This window comes from Microbulbifer maximicatervae (SeqCode), from assembly GCF_052467225.1.
The window spans coordinates 1,264,917-1,280,085 of the sequence record NZ_CP174303.1 but is presented as its reverse complement, the minus strand read 5'-3'; the positions used below and the strand labels follow the sequence as shown (position 1 = coordinate 1,280,085).

Below are 15,169 nucleotides of genomic sequence, written 5' to 3'. Positions count from 1 at the left end.
CATGAATCAGCTTTTTGACTCTTTCATAACCGGCTTGTCCTGGTAAATACACTCCATAATACTAAGCAACACACATGGTAGTTAGTAACTTGCCCTATGTGCTAAATTCGTAAAGTTAAAAGATTAAAACTCAGGTAAAAAGCTTTCGATTACCATTCGTTGCTGTTTTTTGCCATCCTGATCCAAGCCGCTCTTAAAATTGCAAAGTTTATTGGCCCACTTGGATGATCTGACCCGAATAGGTGGCTCCTCAGCCTGTACCACTTGTAAAACCACGCCGGCTACTTGGTCAGATGTCTGGTATATCTCAGCTGTCTGCTCTGGGCTTCGCGACCTCATACCACCAATATACTGATTGAAGACCCCCTGGTATTCATCTTCGGGATACCCCTGGCTCCGCTCCAACTGCGAAAGCACATTATTGGCAAACTCTGAGTGGATTCCACCGGGCTCGACAGCGGTAAAATTAATATTAAAGGCAGGGGTTATATAACTTGCCAGGGCCTCTGTATAACCCTCAACAGCAAACTTTGCCGCACAATACAGCTCATTGAACGGCTGCCCAACTAGCCCACCCACTGACGAAATATTGATAACGTGTCCACTGCGAGCTTCGCGCATATAGGGTAAAACTGCTTTAGTGCAACGAACTACACCGAGGTAGTTCACATCCGTCACCCAACGTATCTCTTCTTCGCTGGCGTGTTCAGTGGTCTTTACAAAACCAGCGCCAGCATTGTTGATCAATAAATCGATACGCCCAGCATCCCGGATAATAGTATCTACGCAGTTCTGAATACTGTCAGAATCTGTTACATCCAATTCCATCACTTCGAGAGCCGCCCCCTGAGGAGCCGCATTTATCAGCTGGTCGGCCTTGGAGAGATCTCGCATGGTGGCAAAGACCCTAAACCCCTGCTTAGCCATTTGCAGCGCCAGACTCTGCCCCAGCCCTGTGGAGGTCCCGGTAATCAAGGCAACCTTACTCATTGCTCTATCCTCAGTATCCGTTAATCAATCTCAAAATGTAAACTACTCAGTACAGTATACACATGAATGGTATTAAGTAAACCGATCGGTGTATTTTTGGCAATTAATCTGGCTGCAGCTAAACAATAGGGCTGGCGAGTCAGAATAAGCCGTAAAATAAGCTCCGCCAGCTTTATTCTCAGAGGGCGTAACCTGATACCATTAGCGCCCTTCTATAGCCCAGACAGTTTCTGTGAGTCGGAATGTTGGATAGCCTCCGGCGCATTCACGTTCACAGGTAGTCCCGCAACAAGGTATTTCTATGTCCATTGCCGATTTGAACTTTTTGAAAGCACTGCCAAAAGCCGAGCTTCATCTCCATATCGAGGGTTCACTGGAACCGGAGCTAATGTTCGAGTTGAGCAAGCGCAACAATATTGAAATTCCCTTTTCCAGTATTGAGGAAATTAAAGCAGCCTATAAATTTCATAATTTACAGTCCTTCCTCGATATTTATTATCAAGGCGCTTCGGTCCTGATCCATGAGCGGGATTTTTATGATCTGACCATGGCTTATCTCAAGCGCTGTCGTGAAGACAATGTTGTCCACACAGAGATCTTCTTTGACCCCCAAACCCATACAGAGAGGGGCATTGATATCGGTGTGGTTATCAAGGGTATTAACAGCGCTCTTGATGATGCAAGAAATGAGTGGGGAATAAGTAGTCACCTTATTTTGTGCTTCTTACGCCACCTGAGTGAAGAGGAAGCAATTGCCACCTTGGAAGCGGCAAAACCATACCTCAACTTAATAAAAGGTGTAGGGCTGGACTCTTCTGAGCTGGGTCATCCACCCAGCAAATTTCAGAAAGTATTTGCTATGGCCAAAGAGCTAGGGCTTGAGAGAGTTGCCCACGCCGGTGAAGAGGGGCCTGCCGATTATATCGTAGAGGCTCTCGATCTTCTGGACGTGAGCCGAATCGACCATGGGGTTCGCTGCGTTGAGGACGAAGTACTAATTGAGCGCCTGAAAGAGGAAAATATCCCCCTGACCGTTTGCCCGCTCTCCAATACCGCACTCTGTGTTTACGACAATATGAACCAACACCCTATTTTGTCACTCCTCGAGCGCGGCCTGTGTGTCACTGTTAATGCAGATGATCCAGCTTACTTTGGCGGTTACGTCAATAAAAATTATCTGGCCCTTAGCGAAAGTCTGGGCATGACCAAAGAGCAGGCGAAAAAACTGGCCCTAAATAGTTTTAAAGCAAGCTACATTCCAGAGGCAGATAAAGAAAAGTGGGCGGAGGTAATATCAGCAATCGAAACGGTTGCTGAAGTATAGAGGATTGGGTAGTGTCCTGACTGACCATAAAGCCAGGACACTATTTCAAAATTCAGTCTTCATCATATCCGCAGTGAGTACCCGCTAGCTCACTGAGTTCAATTAAATTAATAATCTCAACTGATCGGCCACTCACCTTAATTAATTTTTCTCGCTGAAAACGCGAGAAAAGCCGGCTGACAGTTTCCGCTGTCAAACCCAAATAATTGGCGATATCAGTGCGCGGCATCGATAAAACAAACGCACTGTGAGAGTATCCACGGCGAGCGTAACGGCTGGAAATATTAATCAGAAGAGCCGCCAAACGAGTATCGGCAGAGCGCTTACCCAACAACATTAAAATATCGTTTTCCTGGCGCAACTCTTCAGAAAAAATGCTGTAAATCTGCTGCTGCAGGGCTGTCACCTGCTGGGCCAAAATTTCCAGTTGAGTAAAAGGCAGGAGGCAAACACTGCTGTCTTCCAGTGCTTCCGCATAACTCGGATGTACCCGAGTACTGTAGGCATCCAGACCGAGCAGTTCCCCAGGTAAAGCGAAGTGGGTGACCTGAGTGTCACCATCTGCGGCAATCACCACAGTTTTAAAACTACCTGAGCGAATTGCATAGAGATTGGCAAATGGATCGCCAGCTCGGTAAAGGGTCTCCCCCGCTTTAATTATTTTCTTTCGACGCGTGATCTGCTCTAGCCGATCAATATCAGACTGACACAAACCAGCTGGCAAGCACAAACGCCTGACTGAACAGTTGCCGCAACTAACAGCTGTAGAGGAATCCATCATACTAAACCGGTCGGTAAACTAATTTGCCGCAATTGTAACGGCTGTCGAGCCGTTAGTCTCCTGCCGGTAGCTATAGAACACGTGAATATTTCGCATCTGTTTCTTGACTGTGCAAATACATATCAAATGCAGCGGCAACATTTCTCACGAACCAGCGGCCTTCCTCGGTAACAATAATATTTTCGTTATCCTGATAAATTAGACCATCGTCAAACATAGGCTGTAAGCGCGCTAATTCCTCAGAGAAATACTCCTCAAAGGAAGCACCTATACGCTGTTCAACAAGGTTTTTATCCAGGCGCAAACGACACATTAATTCACTAATAATCCACTGGCGCAAACGATCTTCATCATCCATTAACCAGCCGCGGCAGGCTGCAGATTTTCCTTCTCCAATCGCCTGAGTATATTCTTTTAAGCGATGTAAATTTTGCCAATAGCCATCGCGACTGTAGCTGATCGCCGATGCCCCCAGACCGACCAAAGCATCTGCCGGCATTAGGGTGTAACCCTGGAAATTGCGCTGCAGCATACCGGCATGGGCTGCCTTAGCCAGTTCATCCCCAGGACGGGCAAAGTGATCCATCCCCAAAAATTCATACCCCGCCTTACCCAGGTGCTCTACAGCCGCCAGCTGCATCGCCACTTTTTCTGCAGCAGAAGGGATTAAATCCGTATCAATCAGGCGCTGGGCCTTAAATCGGTGTGGCAGGTGTGCATAGTGATAGAGAGCGATGCGGTCCGGTTGCAGCTCCAGCACTTTATCCAAAGTGCGGTGCAGGCTGCTCAGCCCCTGCTTGGGTAGTCCGTAAATCAGGTCGTAGGAAATGGACTCAAACCCGCGCTCACGCGCCGCTACGGTCAACTCCGTGACTTGGTCGGCACTGCAGATACGATTGATTGAACGCTGAACTTCGATATCGAAATCCTGCACCCCCAGGCTCAAGCGGTTAAAACCCAGTTCTCGCAGGGTATCCAGGGTCTCTAACTCAAGGGTACGTGGATCGGCCTCAATACTGTATTCAACCCCGTCGCCTGGGCGCAAATCAAAAACTTCAGCCAGCCCTCCCATTAAGCGACGCATATCACTATCACTCAAGAATGTCGGCGTACCACCGCCCAAGTGCAATTGGGTAACGGGGACATCAGCCACCTTATCCCGGTACCACTGGGCTTCCTGCAGCAAGTGATCCAGATAACTGGAAGCCAGTCCATACTGGTGAGTGATTACTTTATTACAAGCGCAGAAGTAACAGAGAGAACGGCAAAAAGGAATATGAACATAAAGGGACAAGCTACGAATATCCTGCAGTGCTGCCCAGGGCTCAATTCCATTTAATGTGTGAAAACGATCGGCGGTAGGATACGAGGTGTAGCGCGGGCAGGGTCCGCTATAACGGGATAAGAGTTCTTCAGACAACCCTCCCACGGGGCTTTTAATCTCTTGCTTCATATTCATTCACACCTCGTTCGGTAGTTTGCTTGGAAATCCGACACAAACAAAAAAGCAGCCACCGGGTCTTCGACCAGAAAACCACAGTGACTGCTCTACCCCAGACCTATTTATTGCTACCTTTTAGAAGCGGTAGCCCAGACCAGCCATGTAAACCAGCGGATCAATATCCACATTGGCAGTCACTTCACCCAGGCCAGGTACTTTGACTTTGGCGTCGGTCTCGATGTCCATCCAGAACACAGACATATTGAACAGCCAGCGTTGATCGGCACCGAAGGTAAAATCGATACCGGCTTCTGCTGCCAGGCCAAATGAATTGTCCAGGGACAGTTCTGCATCACCGGTGGCGCCAAGGCCTTCGAAAGCGCTATCGGCGGTGCTGCTGATTTCTTCATCAAAGAAAGCGGTGTAGTTCACACCCAGGCCAACATACGGCTGAATGTTGGACTGTGGCTCCATCGGATACCATTGAACCAACAGAGTCGGCGGCAAGTGCTTGGTTTCCCCCAGGTTGAAACTGCCCAGGCCCTCGCCAACAACTTCGATATCGTGGCTGAACGGCGTTGCGGCAACCAGTTCCAAACCCCAATGATCGCGGAACATGTAGACGCCGGTCAGGCCCAGTGCGGAACCGTTATCCACATCAACACCAGTTTGGTCGATGCCGGTTCCATTCAAGGAAAGTACGCTGGAATTAGCATCGGGTGCTACAGTGGCCATGCCACCGCGCAGAATTAAACTGCCTTGTTCATAGGCCAGTGCGGGTGCAGAAAGTACGGCGGTCAAAGCGGCTGTCGCACAAGCAGTTATACGATTCATTAACTTCTCCATAAAGCGATTAGGCATTTTTCCCGACTCAGGAAGGGCCCCCCTCCAGGCACAATCACAAGTCGCGGACAGGTTACTCGCTGGCTGCCTGAGGCTGCTTGATCCAAATCAAGCTGCCGAATTACCTGGAAAAAAATCCATTGGAATGTGCAGCAGCAAGATAATTGCGCTGTTTAAGGGAGACCCGTTTCCGGGAAGGGGCGGGGAAGATAGCGGCTCAGAAAGTCCGAGGGAACCGAGCACTCAATGGTATTTGATACGATCTTGCCAAATTGAGAACTACCGCAAATTTTTTTCTTTAGGTGACAAGGTTGAGGGCAAGCAAACCAGGCCAAAACTGCACCACTGCCGACATTGCCAGACTGTGGTGCAAGGCCTTTAAACAGGCGCTAAGTAAGGCTGCCCGCCGGGCGCCGGAACATATTCTGAATACTGGAGAAATCCAGTTGCCGGTTTTCCTCACTGGCGCCATGCAGTTGGAAAAGATTTTTCGCCAGGGCTCCCATCGGAGTAGAGGATGCACTGGTTGAGGCGGCATCCATAGCCAGTCCCAGGTCCTTGAGCATCAATGCCACACTGAAACCGCCGGCATAACCCTTTGCCGAAGGCACGCTCTCCATAGTGCCCGGGTAGGGATTGTAATTAGCCAGGGACCAATTATTACCCGAACTTTCCCGCATAATATCGCTCAGTACCTTGGCATCCAGCCCCTTATCCACTCCCAGCTGTAAAGCTTCTGCGGTACCGGTCATATGGATCGCGAGCAACAGATTGTTGCAGATCTTTGCCACCTGCCCGGCACCGGCAGCACCGGCGAGGAATATCTTGCTGCCCATCACCTGCAGCGGGGCCCGCGCTGCATCGAATGCCGCTTCATCCCCGCCGCACATAAAGCAAAGCGTCCCCGCCTGTGCCGCAGCTGTACCACCGGATACCGGAGCATCTATCGCTCTCAACCCATGCTCCCCGGCAGCCTGGCTGACCAGGCAGGCATCCTCTGCAGAGATAGTCGAACAGTCGATAATCAGGGTATCGGCCGGGAGTTGCTGCAACAACCCAGCCTCTCCCAGGTAGAGCCCTTTCACCGCGTCGCCACTGGGCAACATGGAAATTACGATATCCGCGCCCTCAACAGCCTGCTGGGCACTGTCACAGGGCAGGCAGCCATCTCGCTGTGCCTGTTCCAGAGCAACAGGGCTCAAATCAAATGCCGCTACGGTATAGCCGGCCTTCGCCAAGTTGGCAGCCATGGGGCCACCCATATTACCCAAACCAAAAAAGGCTATCTTTTCCATAAAAGCCACTCCCTATTTTGTTGTTGGTATCCCTGGCGATTAACAGCCCGGGACGCTCGGTAAATACGATATCTACAGGTCGGCCAGCGGGTGCTCACCAGCCCAGGGGCCTACAAAACAGCTTTCCACCTGTGCAGGTGTAATCTGTTCCAAGCTGTCAGGTTGCCACTGGGGTTCGCGGTCTTTATCAATCAACAGCGCGCGCACCCCTTCCTTGAAGTGGCCACTGGCACAGAGGTTTACCGCGAGTGCCAACTCCATGCGGTAGATATCCGCCAGGGACAGGTGTCGAGCCCGCTGTAATTGCTCCCACACAATCCAGGGTGTCAGCGGAGAGCCACCTGCCAAAGTGGCAGCTGCCCGCTGCAACCACTTATCCACACCCTGGTATGCACTGATGGCGGCACAAACCTCTGGCAAGGTGGCAAAATCTGTAAGCTGCTGGATTTGGTCATAATGCTCTCGCAGAGCAGACTCAGGCCGCTCCAGAAGGGGCAGCTCCTGGGATTTAAGGCAATTGCTAATTAACTGGTGATTGGCTTCCAGGTTTTCACCGAAACTGAGCTCCGCTAACGCAGACAAGACTGATTCCCGCTGATCCCGGCCTATCATGCGGTCCGCCATACCGGCAAACAGGGCATCGGCGCCATTAAACTGCGCACCGGTCAGCCCCAGGAAAAGTCCAAGGCGCCCGGGCATACGATTCAGGAACCAGCTGCCCCCCACATCGGGAAACAAACCAATCGTAATCTCCGGCATTGCCATACGAGTGGTTTCGGTCACAATCCGGTGGCTGGCTCCCGCCATAATGCCGATACCGCCTCCCATCACGAAGCCACCGCCCCACACCACGACGGGCTTGGCGTAAGTGTGAATCTGGTAGTCCAGGCGATATTCGCGGGAGAAGAAGTCGGTGGTGAATCCGTAGTCCAGTGTCTCACCATAGGCGGCGGACTCCCGATACAGCGCCACCACATCGCCGCCAGCGCACAGCGCCTTGTCGCCACTGCCATCGATCCAGACTGCCGCGACTTCAGTGTCTTCAGCCCAGCGGTCCAACTGGGCCGACAACAGATCGATCATGGATGAATTTAAGGCATTGAGAGCCTTGGGGAGGTTTAGTGTCGCGATCGCCAGGGCGCCGCGCCGGGAAAACAACACCGGGGAATCCTGATCCATTTTTATTCGTCTTATAGCTCTTGTACTAGATAGTGTCGCAGTTAAACACAGATCACATTTGACGTCAGCCACACGCGAGTACAGCGGGCTACCACAGACATGCCCGGTTGCACTTTTTACGCAAACTGATAAGTTGCGCGCAAAATCTGACCGATTCCAACACCCATTACGGAACCCCAAATGGCCGAATACGTATACACCATGAACCGGGTGGGCAAAGTAGTGCCCCCCAAGCGCGAGATCCTCAAGGACATCTCCCTCTCCTTCTTCCCCGGCGCCAAGATCGGCGTACTCGGTCTAAACGGCGCAGGTAAATCCACCCTGCTGCGCATCATGGCCGGGGTCGACCAGGACTTTAACGGCGAAGCCCGCGCAATGCCCGGCATCAAGGTCGGCTACCTGCCCCAGGAACCGCAACTCGATGCCAGCAAGACCGTGCGCGGCAACGTAGAGGACGGTGTACGCGAAGCCATCGACGCCCTCGCCGGCCTGGAACAGGTCTACGCCGATTACGCCGAGCCCGACGCAGACTTCGATGCCCTGGCCAAGAAACAGCAACAGTTCGAAGACATTATCCAGGCCTGGGACGCCCACAACCTGGAGCACCGCCTGGAAGTTGCCGCAGACGCACTGCGCCTGCCCCCCTGGGATGCGGACGTAAACAATCTGTCCGGCGGTGAAAAGCGCCGTGTGGCCCTTTGCCGCCTGCTGCTGTCCCGCCCGGATATGCTGCTTCTCGACGAACCCACCAACCACCTGGATGCGGAATCCGTATTCTGGCTGGAGCGCTTCCTGCACGATTTCACTGGCACTGTGGTTGCCATCACCCACGATCGCTACTTCCTCGACAATGTTGCCGGCTGGATTCTGGAACTGGACCGCGGCCACGGCATCCCCTGGGAAGGTAACTACACCACTTGGCTGGAACAGAAAGAAAAACGCCTGGAGCAAGAGCAGCGCGGCGAACAGGCTCGCGCCAAAGCCATGCAAAAGGAACTCGAGTGGGCCCGCCAAAATCCCAAGGGCCGTCAGTCCAAAAACAAGGCCCGTTTGTCCCGCCTGGAAGAAATGCAGTCCCAGGACTTCCAGGCCCGCAACGAGACCAACGAAATCTACATTCCGCCCGGCGAGCGTCTCGGCGACAATGTGATTGAGTTTAAAGATGTGAGCAAAGGCTTCGGCGAGCGCCTGCTGATCGACAACCTGTCTTTCCGCGTGCCCAAGGGCGCAATTGTAGGTATCGTCGGCGGCAACGGTGCCGGTAAGTCCACCCTGTTCCGTATGATCAGCGGCACCGAGCAGCCGGACTCCGGCGAGATCAAGATGGGTGAAACCGTTAAGGTCGCCTACGTTGAACAGGGCCGTGAAAATCTGGATGACAGCAAGACCGTATGGGAAGCCATCTCAGACGGCCACGATATGCTCAAGATCAACAACTACGAAGTGGGCTCGCGCAACTATGTTGGCCGCTTTAACTTCAAGGGCAGTGACCAGCAGAAGCGCGTAGGCGAACTCTCCGGCGGTGAACGCGGACGCCTGCACCTGGCCTATACCCTCAAGCAGGGTGCCAACGTACTGCTGCTGGATGAACCCTCCAACGATCTGGATATCGAAACCCTGCGCGCCCTGGAAGAAGCCCTGCTCAACTTCCCCGGCTGTGCCCTGGTAATCTCGCACGATCGCTGGTTCCTGGACCGCGTTGCCACCCATATCCTCGCCTATGAGGGTGAGAGTGAAGCGGTATTCTTCGAGGGTAACTATACCGAGTACCACGAGGACTTTGTGCAGCGCAAAGGTGAGGATGCAACGCCGCATCGGATGCATTATAAGAAACTTAAGACTTGATTTTGATCATAAAAAAGCCCGCTTAAGCGGGCTTTTTTACTTTCGAAGAAATAAATACGAGTTGATTATTAGAACTCGCACAAATTTATCAAGCAACTTAATTTTCCAGACGGGGCGGCTCAAATGCCCCGTCAGGGCCCGCACAAATATCGGTTTCTACGTTCATATAAATCTCCTGTCGTATAATTTGTTCTCAACTAATATCCAATTAGGTCATTGGATGACACTAAGCTTAACCTGATCACACTAGATTACACCATTAATAATCAACAATTATGGGTGAGCAATCACAAATAAAACTTTCACCTGTCACACAACCTAAACTCATGTTGCTTTTCCAGCTAAAAAACAAAGATAAACCGTCACTTTGTAAAATCCAACTCACCCACCTAAATGGCACGTTCGTAGCAAATAATAAGCCGCGCAGATCATTTAGTGAGATACTTCCCATTTTTAAATTTTTCTAACCGCAAAAGATTTCTTAAAAAAGCCTACAAGTCAAAAGAAATTGGCAACATATTACTATTGCCATATTTAGCTGCGAGCTGCATCACCAATATAGGCCCGCTCCTAAGTTAAGCAAAATCCCTTTAAAATTAAGTCTCATAAAAAATTAACACCCGCACTCAACTATGGGTGAGCAATAACAATTAGTGTTTTCGAATTTCTTTGCACACAAGCCACCGCCATACGTAGGTTCTCAGGGTCGAGTGCAGCAAAGCTCTCATCCAGCACCACTAGTTCAGTATTTTGTAACAGTGCACGGGCAATAAATAATCGACTCATTTCTCCATGAGATAAACGCCAGCCCATCTCCCCCACTGTCTGTAGAATTCCCGCCGGCATTTTTCTTAAAAGCGGTGTGAGGCCCAATTCCTCGCAGATTATATAAGCTCTGCGCAAGCTCTCCTGGTGGGGCGGCCACTGATCCCCCATCAGTAAGTTAAATAAAAATGAATCTCCCAACACATGGTTTTCATGAAATTGAGGAGCAGAAGCAACCATCCTGCGCCAAGATTCAACACCGATGCTCGCACGATCATAACCATTGAGCAGTAATAACCCATCATCCGGTTGTTGAATACCGGTGAGAATATTCGCTAGTGTAGATTTTCCAGAGCCGGAAGCGCCCTGTAATAAAAGCCGGTCGCCGGGATAAATGCTGAGATTGCATCCCGCCAACACTGCTTGATCTTTTCCCTCGTAGGTGAAACGGATATCGCGCAAATAACACAGAGGCTGCGAGGAGTCCTGCTGGCCAGCCGACGCGGCCATTGCCGAACCGGCACTGCCCTTTAAGTGGCGATCTTCCAGGGAGAACAGCTCACGTACTTTTTCCCAGGAAATTGCGGCACTTAAGGCGCTGGTAAAACCATTCATACACTTTAAAACTGCGCGATACCCCAACAACATGCCTCCAAAGGCAATCGCGAGTTGGGTGCTACTGGCACTGTCGCTAATAAATGTTGGGGTCAGCCCCACGATCCCTAAAAGTAACCACAGGCGCGGCAAAAAAGCCTGCAAACGCGCCATGGTGTTATCCATGTGAGAGGAAGTTTCCAGGTAGTTATTTAACTCACTGTCTTCGCCCCGGTGCCACTCGCCGGGTGCCTGCTGCGCGAGCCGGGTGCGGTGGCCGATCATTTTCTCAATCAAGCGATGGGTCATAGACAGGCGCTGTGCTGTCCACTCTTTGCGGCCGTAGTACTGTGCCCGCCCCAGGAAAAATGCAACCACTAAAAATAGGGGCAAAATTGCTGCATAGATAAGACCACCAGCTCCCATCAGCAAAATTGAGGCTGCAATTAACAGCTCTACAACACCGAGCAATAATAAAAAGGCACCCTGTAATGCACTGGCTTCTATATTCTCCGCATCGTAAACCCTGCCCAATACCTGACCCGAACCCATATGGCGAATACGACTGGGAATGACGCGCAACGCGCTGGCGAGCAATCGCTGTTTCAGAAGTGCGCCGGTCTCAACGGAGACCACACCGCGCAGCCGGGCTGTGAGCAGGGATAGGGGAACCTGAGTCACCAACAACAACACCCAGGCAGATAGCCAGCCGGTATCAATATGGCCCTCGAGCACAGCCCTACCTATCACCCACCAGCTGCACAGAAAAATAGCCATCTGGGCACTGTGACAGGCAAGCATGGCGGCAAAGCGCCAATACAGCCCACGCTGGCGAAGCTGTAAGCGGAAAGACCGATGAGAGGATTGACGCAACAACCAGAAATCATCCAAGCGTACGCCGGCAAGGTTTTCTCGCAGTAGGGCGGTCATGGCTTTCTTGCGCCGACGCCCTTGAATGTCTGCACTATCCAGCAACTGTTCGATACGCTCGCGCTGGGGCCCTTCAAGCTCGCGAGCCAGCTGCTGAATAACCAGCTCTAGGCAAACTTTCTCCAGGTGCAGTGCCGGTGTGAGCAGCTGTAACTTATGCCCCCTGCCACCACACAGTGCGATAAAATATTCCCCCTCGGGAAAGCGAACCCGCAATAGCGCCGGGGCGGCTCCCAACAGCATGGTTTCCAGCTCTGGGTAGCTACAACTCACCTGCTCCACTTGCAAGTCCAAAGCTTCAGCACCTGCCTGCAACCTGGCATTCAACTCCAGGGTGCTTCCAAGGGATTTGTGCTCCGCTACTTCAGGCTCCAAGCCGCTGTATTTTGCCAACGCTTGTAAGGAGGCCTCCAGCTGCGACACTGGCCAGCAATAGGACATTAATTCTTTACTACTCACTGGCAACCTCCGTAAACCGGGAGGCCGGTGTCGCCCCAGGAACTCCTTGTACTTCTGTCAATTGACCGCTGGCCATGCGCAAGTGACGCCAACTGCTACTCTGCCAACACTCTTGCCAGAGACTGCTTTCAGCTGCCAGTAGCTGCGCATAGCGCGTGTCGCCCTGGGTTTGAAGCTCACTGGGATTACCATCTTCAATAATGCAACCCTCGTCCACGACCAAAACACGAGGAAAGTCCCGGGTTTCACTGATATCGTGGGTAATACAGATCAGGGTGACCCCCTGCCAAACCTCCCGCACCCGGTTCATCAGGCGCTGCCGCTGTTGGCGATCAAGCCCCCTGAACGGTTCATCCAGAATCACACAAGCAGTTTCCTCGCGGCCAAATGCGCGCCCCAGACGTACGCGCTGCCCTTCACCACCACTGACCAGGGCACCACTTTCGCCTAACGGGCTTTGCAGCCCCTCCGGTAACGCTGCTACCAGCTTGAGTAAATCCGCTTGCTGTAAAATGGGGTAAAGGGGAGCTCCGGGCTTATTGCCGTAACTCAAGTTTTCCAGAAGGCTGCTATTCCACAGCTGAATTGCGGGATCAACCCAGGCACAGTGAAGGCGAAAACGATGCAGTAACTCTCCCTTCAACTCTCCACCATTGAGCATCACACGGCCACTGGCGGGTTTGTGCCACCCCAGCAATAATCCGGCAAGGCTCGACTTGCCGGCGCCGGATGCTCCGACCACAGCAATTTGCTCACCGGGGCTGATTTCCAGATTTACCTTGTCGAGAATAGTACGACCGCTGGCATTAACGGTGACATTCTCAAACTTGATACCCACCGGTTTTGCCGGGGAAAATTCCACACTATCAGCGGAACTTTTATCTGTGTCTGTTTCAGTGACTGCTTGCAGCGGTTCGAGGGCTCTCAGTAAAAAATTCCGTTGCCGTGGATAACTTCGCATCAGTCCCGCAATATCTTCACCCAGCGGCGGCAGTGCCAATACCCAATAAATCAATAAAAGCAGATCGGGGCTTGCCCCTCGTGCATTAACACAATAAATCACCAATACACTACTGAGGGTACAATTAATCAACAGCTGTACCGCCTGGCTATTGAGCTGAAAACTCAGTGATGAGTATCCAGCCCTTATCCATTCAGTGAGCAGGTTTTCATGCTCACGCCGAACAGACTCACCGGCGCCGTGCGCACGGATTGGAATAACTCCCAGCAGCGCATCCATATAGAAGCGAGCCAGGGCTCCCGCATGAGTTTGTACTCTCATACTGTAATCAGTGAGTACTGGATGGAACATCAAGGGTACAGCGACTTGCAATACCGACATGACTAGCACCAAAGGAGCGGCAGCTGGAGCAAGCCAGATTATTCCGAGTGCAGTGGCGAACAGGGAGAAAATTTTAAAAATGAGACTCGTTCCGAGAACAGGCAAATCTCTCAAGGCGGCAATACGATGTGAGCGTTCGGCTGTATCAGAGGTGGGACGGCTCTGAAAGAAATGATCAGGTATTTTGGGTAGGGCCGCTAAAAACCGTATGCGGAAACGATTTTCCAAACGGCGCCCGACCACCATTTGGACTTTTCCTGCGGGAAACTGCAAAAGCATTAATGTGATCATAAAGAACAACAGCAATGCAATCGTGCCTGCTCGCTGTATCTCTGTCGCTAACTCGCTGTGGATATCAATCAGGCCACGGAAAAGCAAGGCTTCGAACATCAGCCCCAATACCGCTCCGAGCATAGCAATAACTATAGTGAGTGGCGCAATCAATCCATCTTCGCGCATCAACCCCCAGAGCTGCCTGAGAGGTTGAACCGGTGGCTCCCGCAAAGCCCTGGATAGCGCTTCCGATTTCGGTTTAACTTCACTGACATCGCGAACCCCTTTTACGCTCACTATGACCGCGCCACTAAACTCCAACTGCTCCGGCGACAGTTCAATTGTCTCTGCAGGCTCACTTCCACGGGGACGGGACGGTCGAGCACACCAGTAATTCTCTGGTACTAAAGAAAATGCTTGGGTGGTATCTGTAGTAAATTCAACAGACAGCCGCTGCAACATACCACTGATCTCAGTTCCGCGCTTTATCGCCCCGGACGTAACCAATGAGGTGAGCATTCGAACAGATGCATCGAGAAATGCCAACGAGAGCCAACTCTCATCCTTTAGCGCTTTTTCACAGAGCGTGGCGGCCTCTTTATTGCCAACCTTTAACTGAGCAATACGCTCTTTCAGCGGGGCAATAAAATCATTACCACCTGCCCAGTTTCTCCAGCCCTGAGGGGGCACCCGTGCGGTATGAACATGCAACTCATCCAAAAAACGACGCGCGCTGGGCCAGCGCCTACCACTGGCGGGATCCATCACCTGCACAATACCGCGATGATTTTTCCAGGCCACGACAAAATGAGTGTTACCGTTTGGTAGCCGTACCACAACCAATCCCGGCAAGTAGCCGGTGGAGCTCAATAAGAGATGATCCACGGGAACCACCATCTGGGCAGCTTCTAGCCCAAGCTCTACCGCAATTTTTTCCAGGGTATTTATCGAGGTTCCATCTACATCAGTCTGGCAGGCATCGCGCAAATGGCCGTAGTGTGTATTTACACCAAAACCTTCGAGCAGACACTTCAGGGAAGCCGGACCACAGTCCATATTAGAGGTCTGAACTACCTCTGGAACTAACCAGCGTCTTTTGCTTTCCACT

At 51.8% G+C, this 15,169-nt stretch carries 10 protein-coding genes; 2 read left to right on the top strand and 8 right to left on the bottom strand.

Features of this window, described 5'->3' with window-relative positions:
- Window positions 1-123: 123 nt before the first annotated feature.
- On the bottom strand, window positions 124-990 hold the full coding sequence (locus ACJJIZ_RS05540) for an SDR family oxidoreductase (protein ID WP_444915477.1): 867 nt from the start codon (window positions 988-990) through the stop codon (window positions 124-126).
- A gap of 301 nt (window positions 991-1,291) precedes the next feature.
- On the opposite strand from ACJJIZ_RS05540, the gene ACJJIZ_RS05535 reads away from it, so the two are divergent.
- A complete protein-coding gene (locus tag ACJJIZ_RS05535; protein WP_444915476.1) occupies window positions 1,292-2,314 on the top strand; it encodes an adenosine deaminase in 1,023 nt (340 codons plus the stop codon).
- A 52-nt stretch (window positions 2,315-2,366) separates the two neighbouring features.
- Here the strand turns inward: ACJJIZ_RS05535 and fnr are convergent, their stop codons facing one another.
- The 5 genes from fnr to ACJJIZ_RS05510 all read right to left on the bottom strand — a co-directional run bounded on the left by fnr (window position 2,367) and on the right by ACJJIZ_RS05510 (window position 7,853).
- Window positions 2,367-3,092, bottom strand: a complete 726-nt coding sequence (gene fnr, locus ACJJIZ_RS05530; protein WP_444916193.1) for a fumarate/nitrate reduction transcriptional regulator Fnr — start codon at window positions 3,090-3,092, stop codon at window positions 2,367-2,369.
- Between the two features lie 73 nt (window positions 3,093-3,165).
- A complete protein-coding gene (gene hemN, locus ACJJIZ_RS05525) occupies window positions 3,166-4,548 on the bottom strand; it encodes an oxygen-independent coproporphyrinogen III oxidase (RefSeq protein WP_444907212.1) in 1,383 nt (460 codons plus the stop codon).
- A 123-nt stretch (window positions 4,549-4,671) separates the two neighbouring features.
- Window positions 4,672-5,370, bottom strand: a complete 699-nt coding sequence (locus ACJJIZ_RS05520) for an OmpW/AlkL family protein (protein ID WP_444896042.1) — start codon at window positions 5,368-5,370, stop codon at window positions 4,672-4,674.
- A gap of 398 nt (window positions 5,371-5,768) precedes the next feature.
- Window positions 5,769-6,674, bottom strand: a complete 906-nt coding sequence (gene mmsB, locus ACJJIZ_RS05515) for a 3-hydroxyisobutyrate dehydrogenase (RefSeq protein WP_444915475.1) — start codon at window positions 6,672-6,674, stop codon at window positions 5,769-5,771.
- Window positions 6,675-6,746: 72 nt separating this feature from the next.
- Window positions 6,747-7,853 carry an enoyl-CoA hydratase/isomerase family protein gene (locus tag ACJJIZ_RS05510; protein WP_444915474.1) on the bottom strand — a complete coding sequence of 369 codons (1,107 nt, stop codon included), beginning with the start codon at window positions 7,851-7,853 and terminating at the stop codon, window positions 6,747-6,749.
- A gap of 180 nt (window positions 7,854-8,033) precedes the next feature.
- On the opposite strand from ACJJIZ_RS05510, the gene ettA reads away from it, so the two are divergent.
- Window positions 8,034-9,698, top strand: a complete 1,665-nt coding sequence (ettA, locus tag ACJJIZ_RS05505; RefSeq protein ID WP_444907208.1) for an energy-dependent translational throttle protein EttA — start codon at window positions 8,034-8,036, stop codon at window positions 9,696-9,698.
- Window positions 9,699-10,328: 630 nt separating this feature from the next.
- Here the strand turns inward: ettA and ACJJIZ_RS05500 are convergent.
- Together ACJJIZ_RS05500 and ACJJIZ_RS05495 are read right to left on the bottom strand one after the other, a co-directional pair.
- Window positions 10,329-12,446, bottom strand: coding sequence for an ATP-binding cassette domain-containing protein (locus ACJJIZ_RS05500; RefSeq protein WP_444915473.1), 2,118 nt, complete (start codon window positions 12,444-12,446; stop codon window positions 10,329-10,331).
- Window positions 12,439-15,168, bottom strand: a complete 2,730-nt coding sequence (locus tag ACJJIZ_RS05495) for an ATP-binding cassette domain-containing protein (protein WP_444915472.1) — start codon at window positions 15,166-15,168, stop codon at window positions 12,439-12,441. The genes ACJJIZ_RS05500 and ACJJIZ_RS05495 overlap by 8 nt, the downstream gene beginning before the upstream one ends.
- Window position 15,169 lies beyond the last annotated feature (1 nt).

Bases quoted from the DNA above. Each gene is read 5' to 3' on its own strand.
- ACJJIZ_RS05520 (WP_444896042.1), bottom strand. From the start codon at position 5,370: ATGAATCGTATAACTGCTTGTGCGACAGCCGCTTTGACCGCCGTACTT.
- fnr (WP_444916193.1), bottom strand. From the start codon at position 3,092: ATGGATTCCTCTACAGCTGTTAGTTGCGGCAACTGTTCAGTCAGGCGT.
- hemN (WP_444907212.1), bottom strand. From the start codon at position 4,548: ATGAAGCAAGAGATTAAAAGCCCCGTGGGAGGGTTGTCTGAAGAACTC.
- ACJJIZ_RS05540 (WP_444915477.1), bottom strand. From the start codon at position 990: ATGAGTAAGGTTGCCTTGATTACCGGGACCTCCACAGGGCTGGGGCAG.
- ettA (WP_444907208.1), top strand. From the start codon at position 8,034: ATGGCCGAATACGTATACACCATGAACCGGGTGGGCAAAGTAGTGCCC.
- ACJJIZ_RS05535 (WP_444915476.1), top strand. From the start codon at position 1,292: ATGTCCATTGCCGATTTGAACTTTTTGAAAGCACTGCCAAAAGCCGAG.
- mmsB (WP_444915475.1), bottom strand. From the start codon at position 6,674: ATGGAAAAGATAGCCTTTTTTGGTTTGGGTAATATGGGTGGCCCCATG.
- ACJJIZ_RS05510 (WP_444915474.1), bottom strand. From the start codon at position 7,853: ATGGATCAGGATTCCCCGGTGTTGTTTTCCCGGCGCGGCGCCCTGGCG.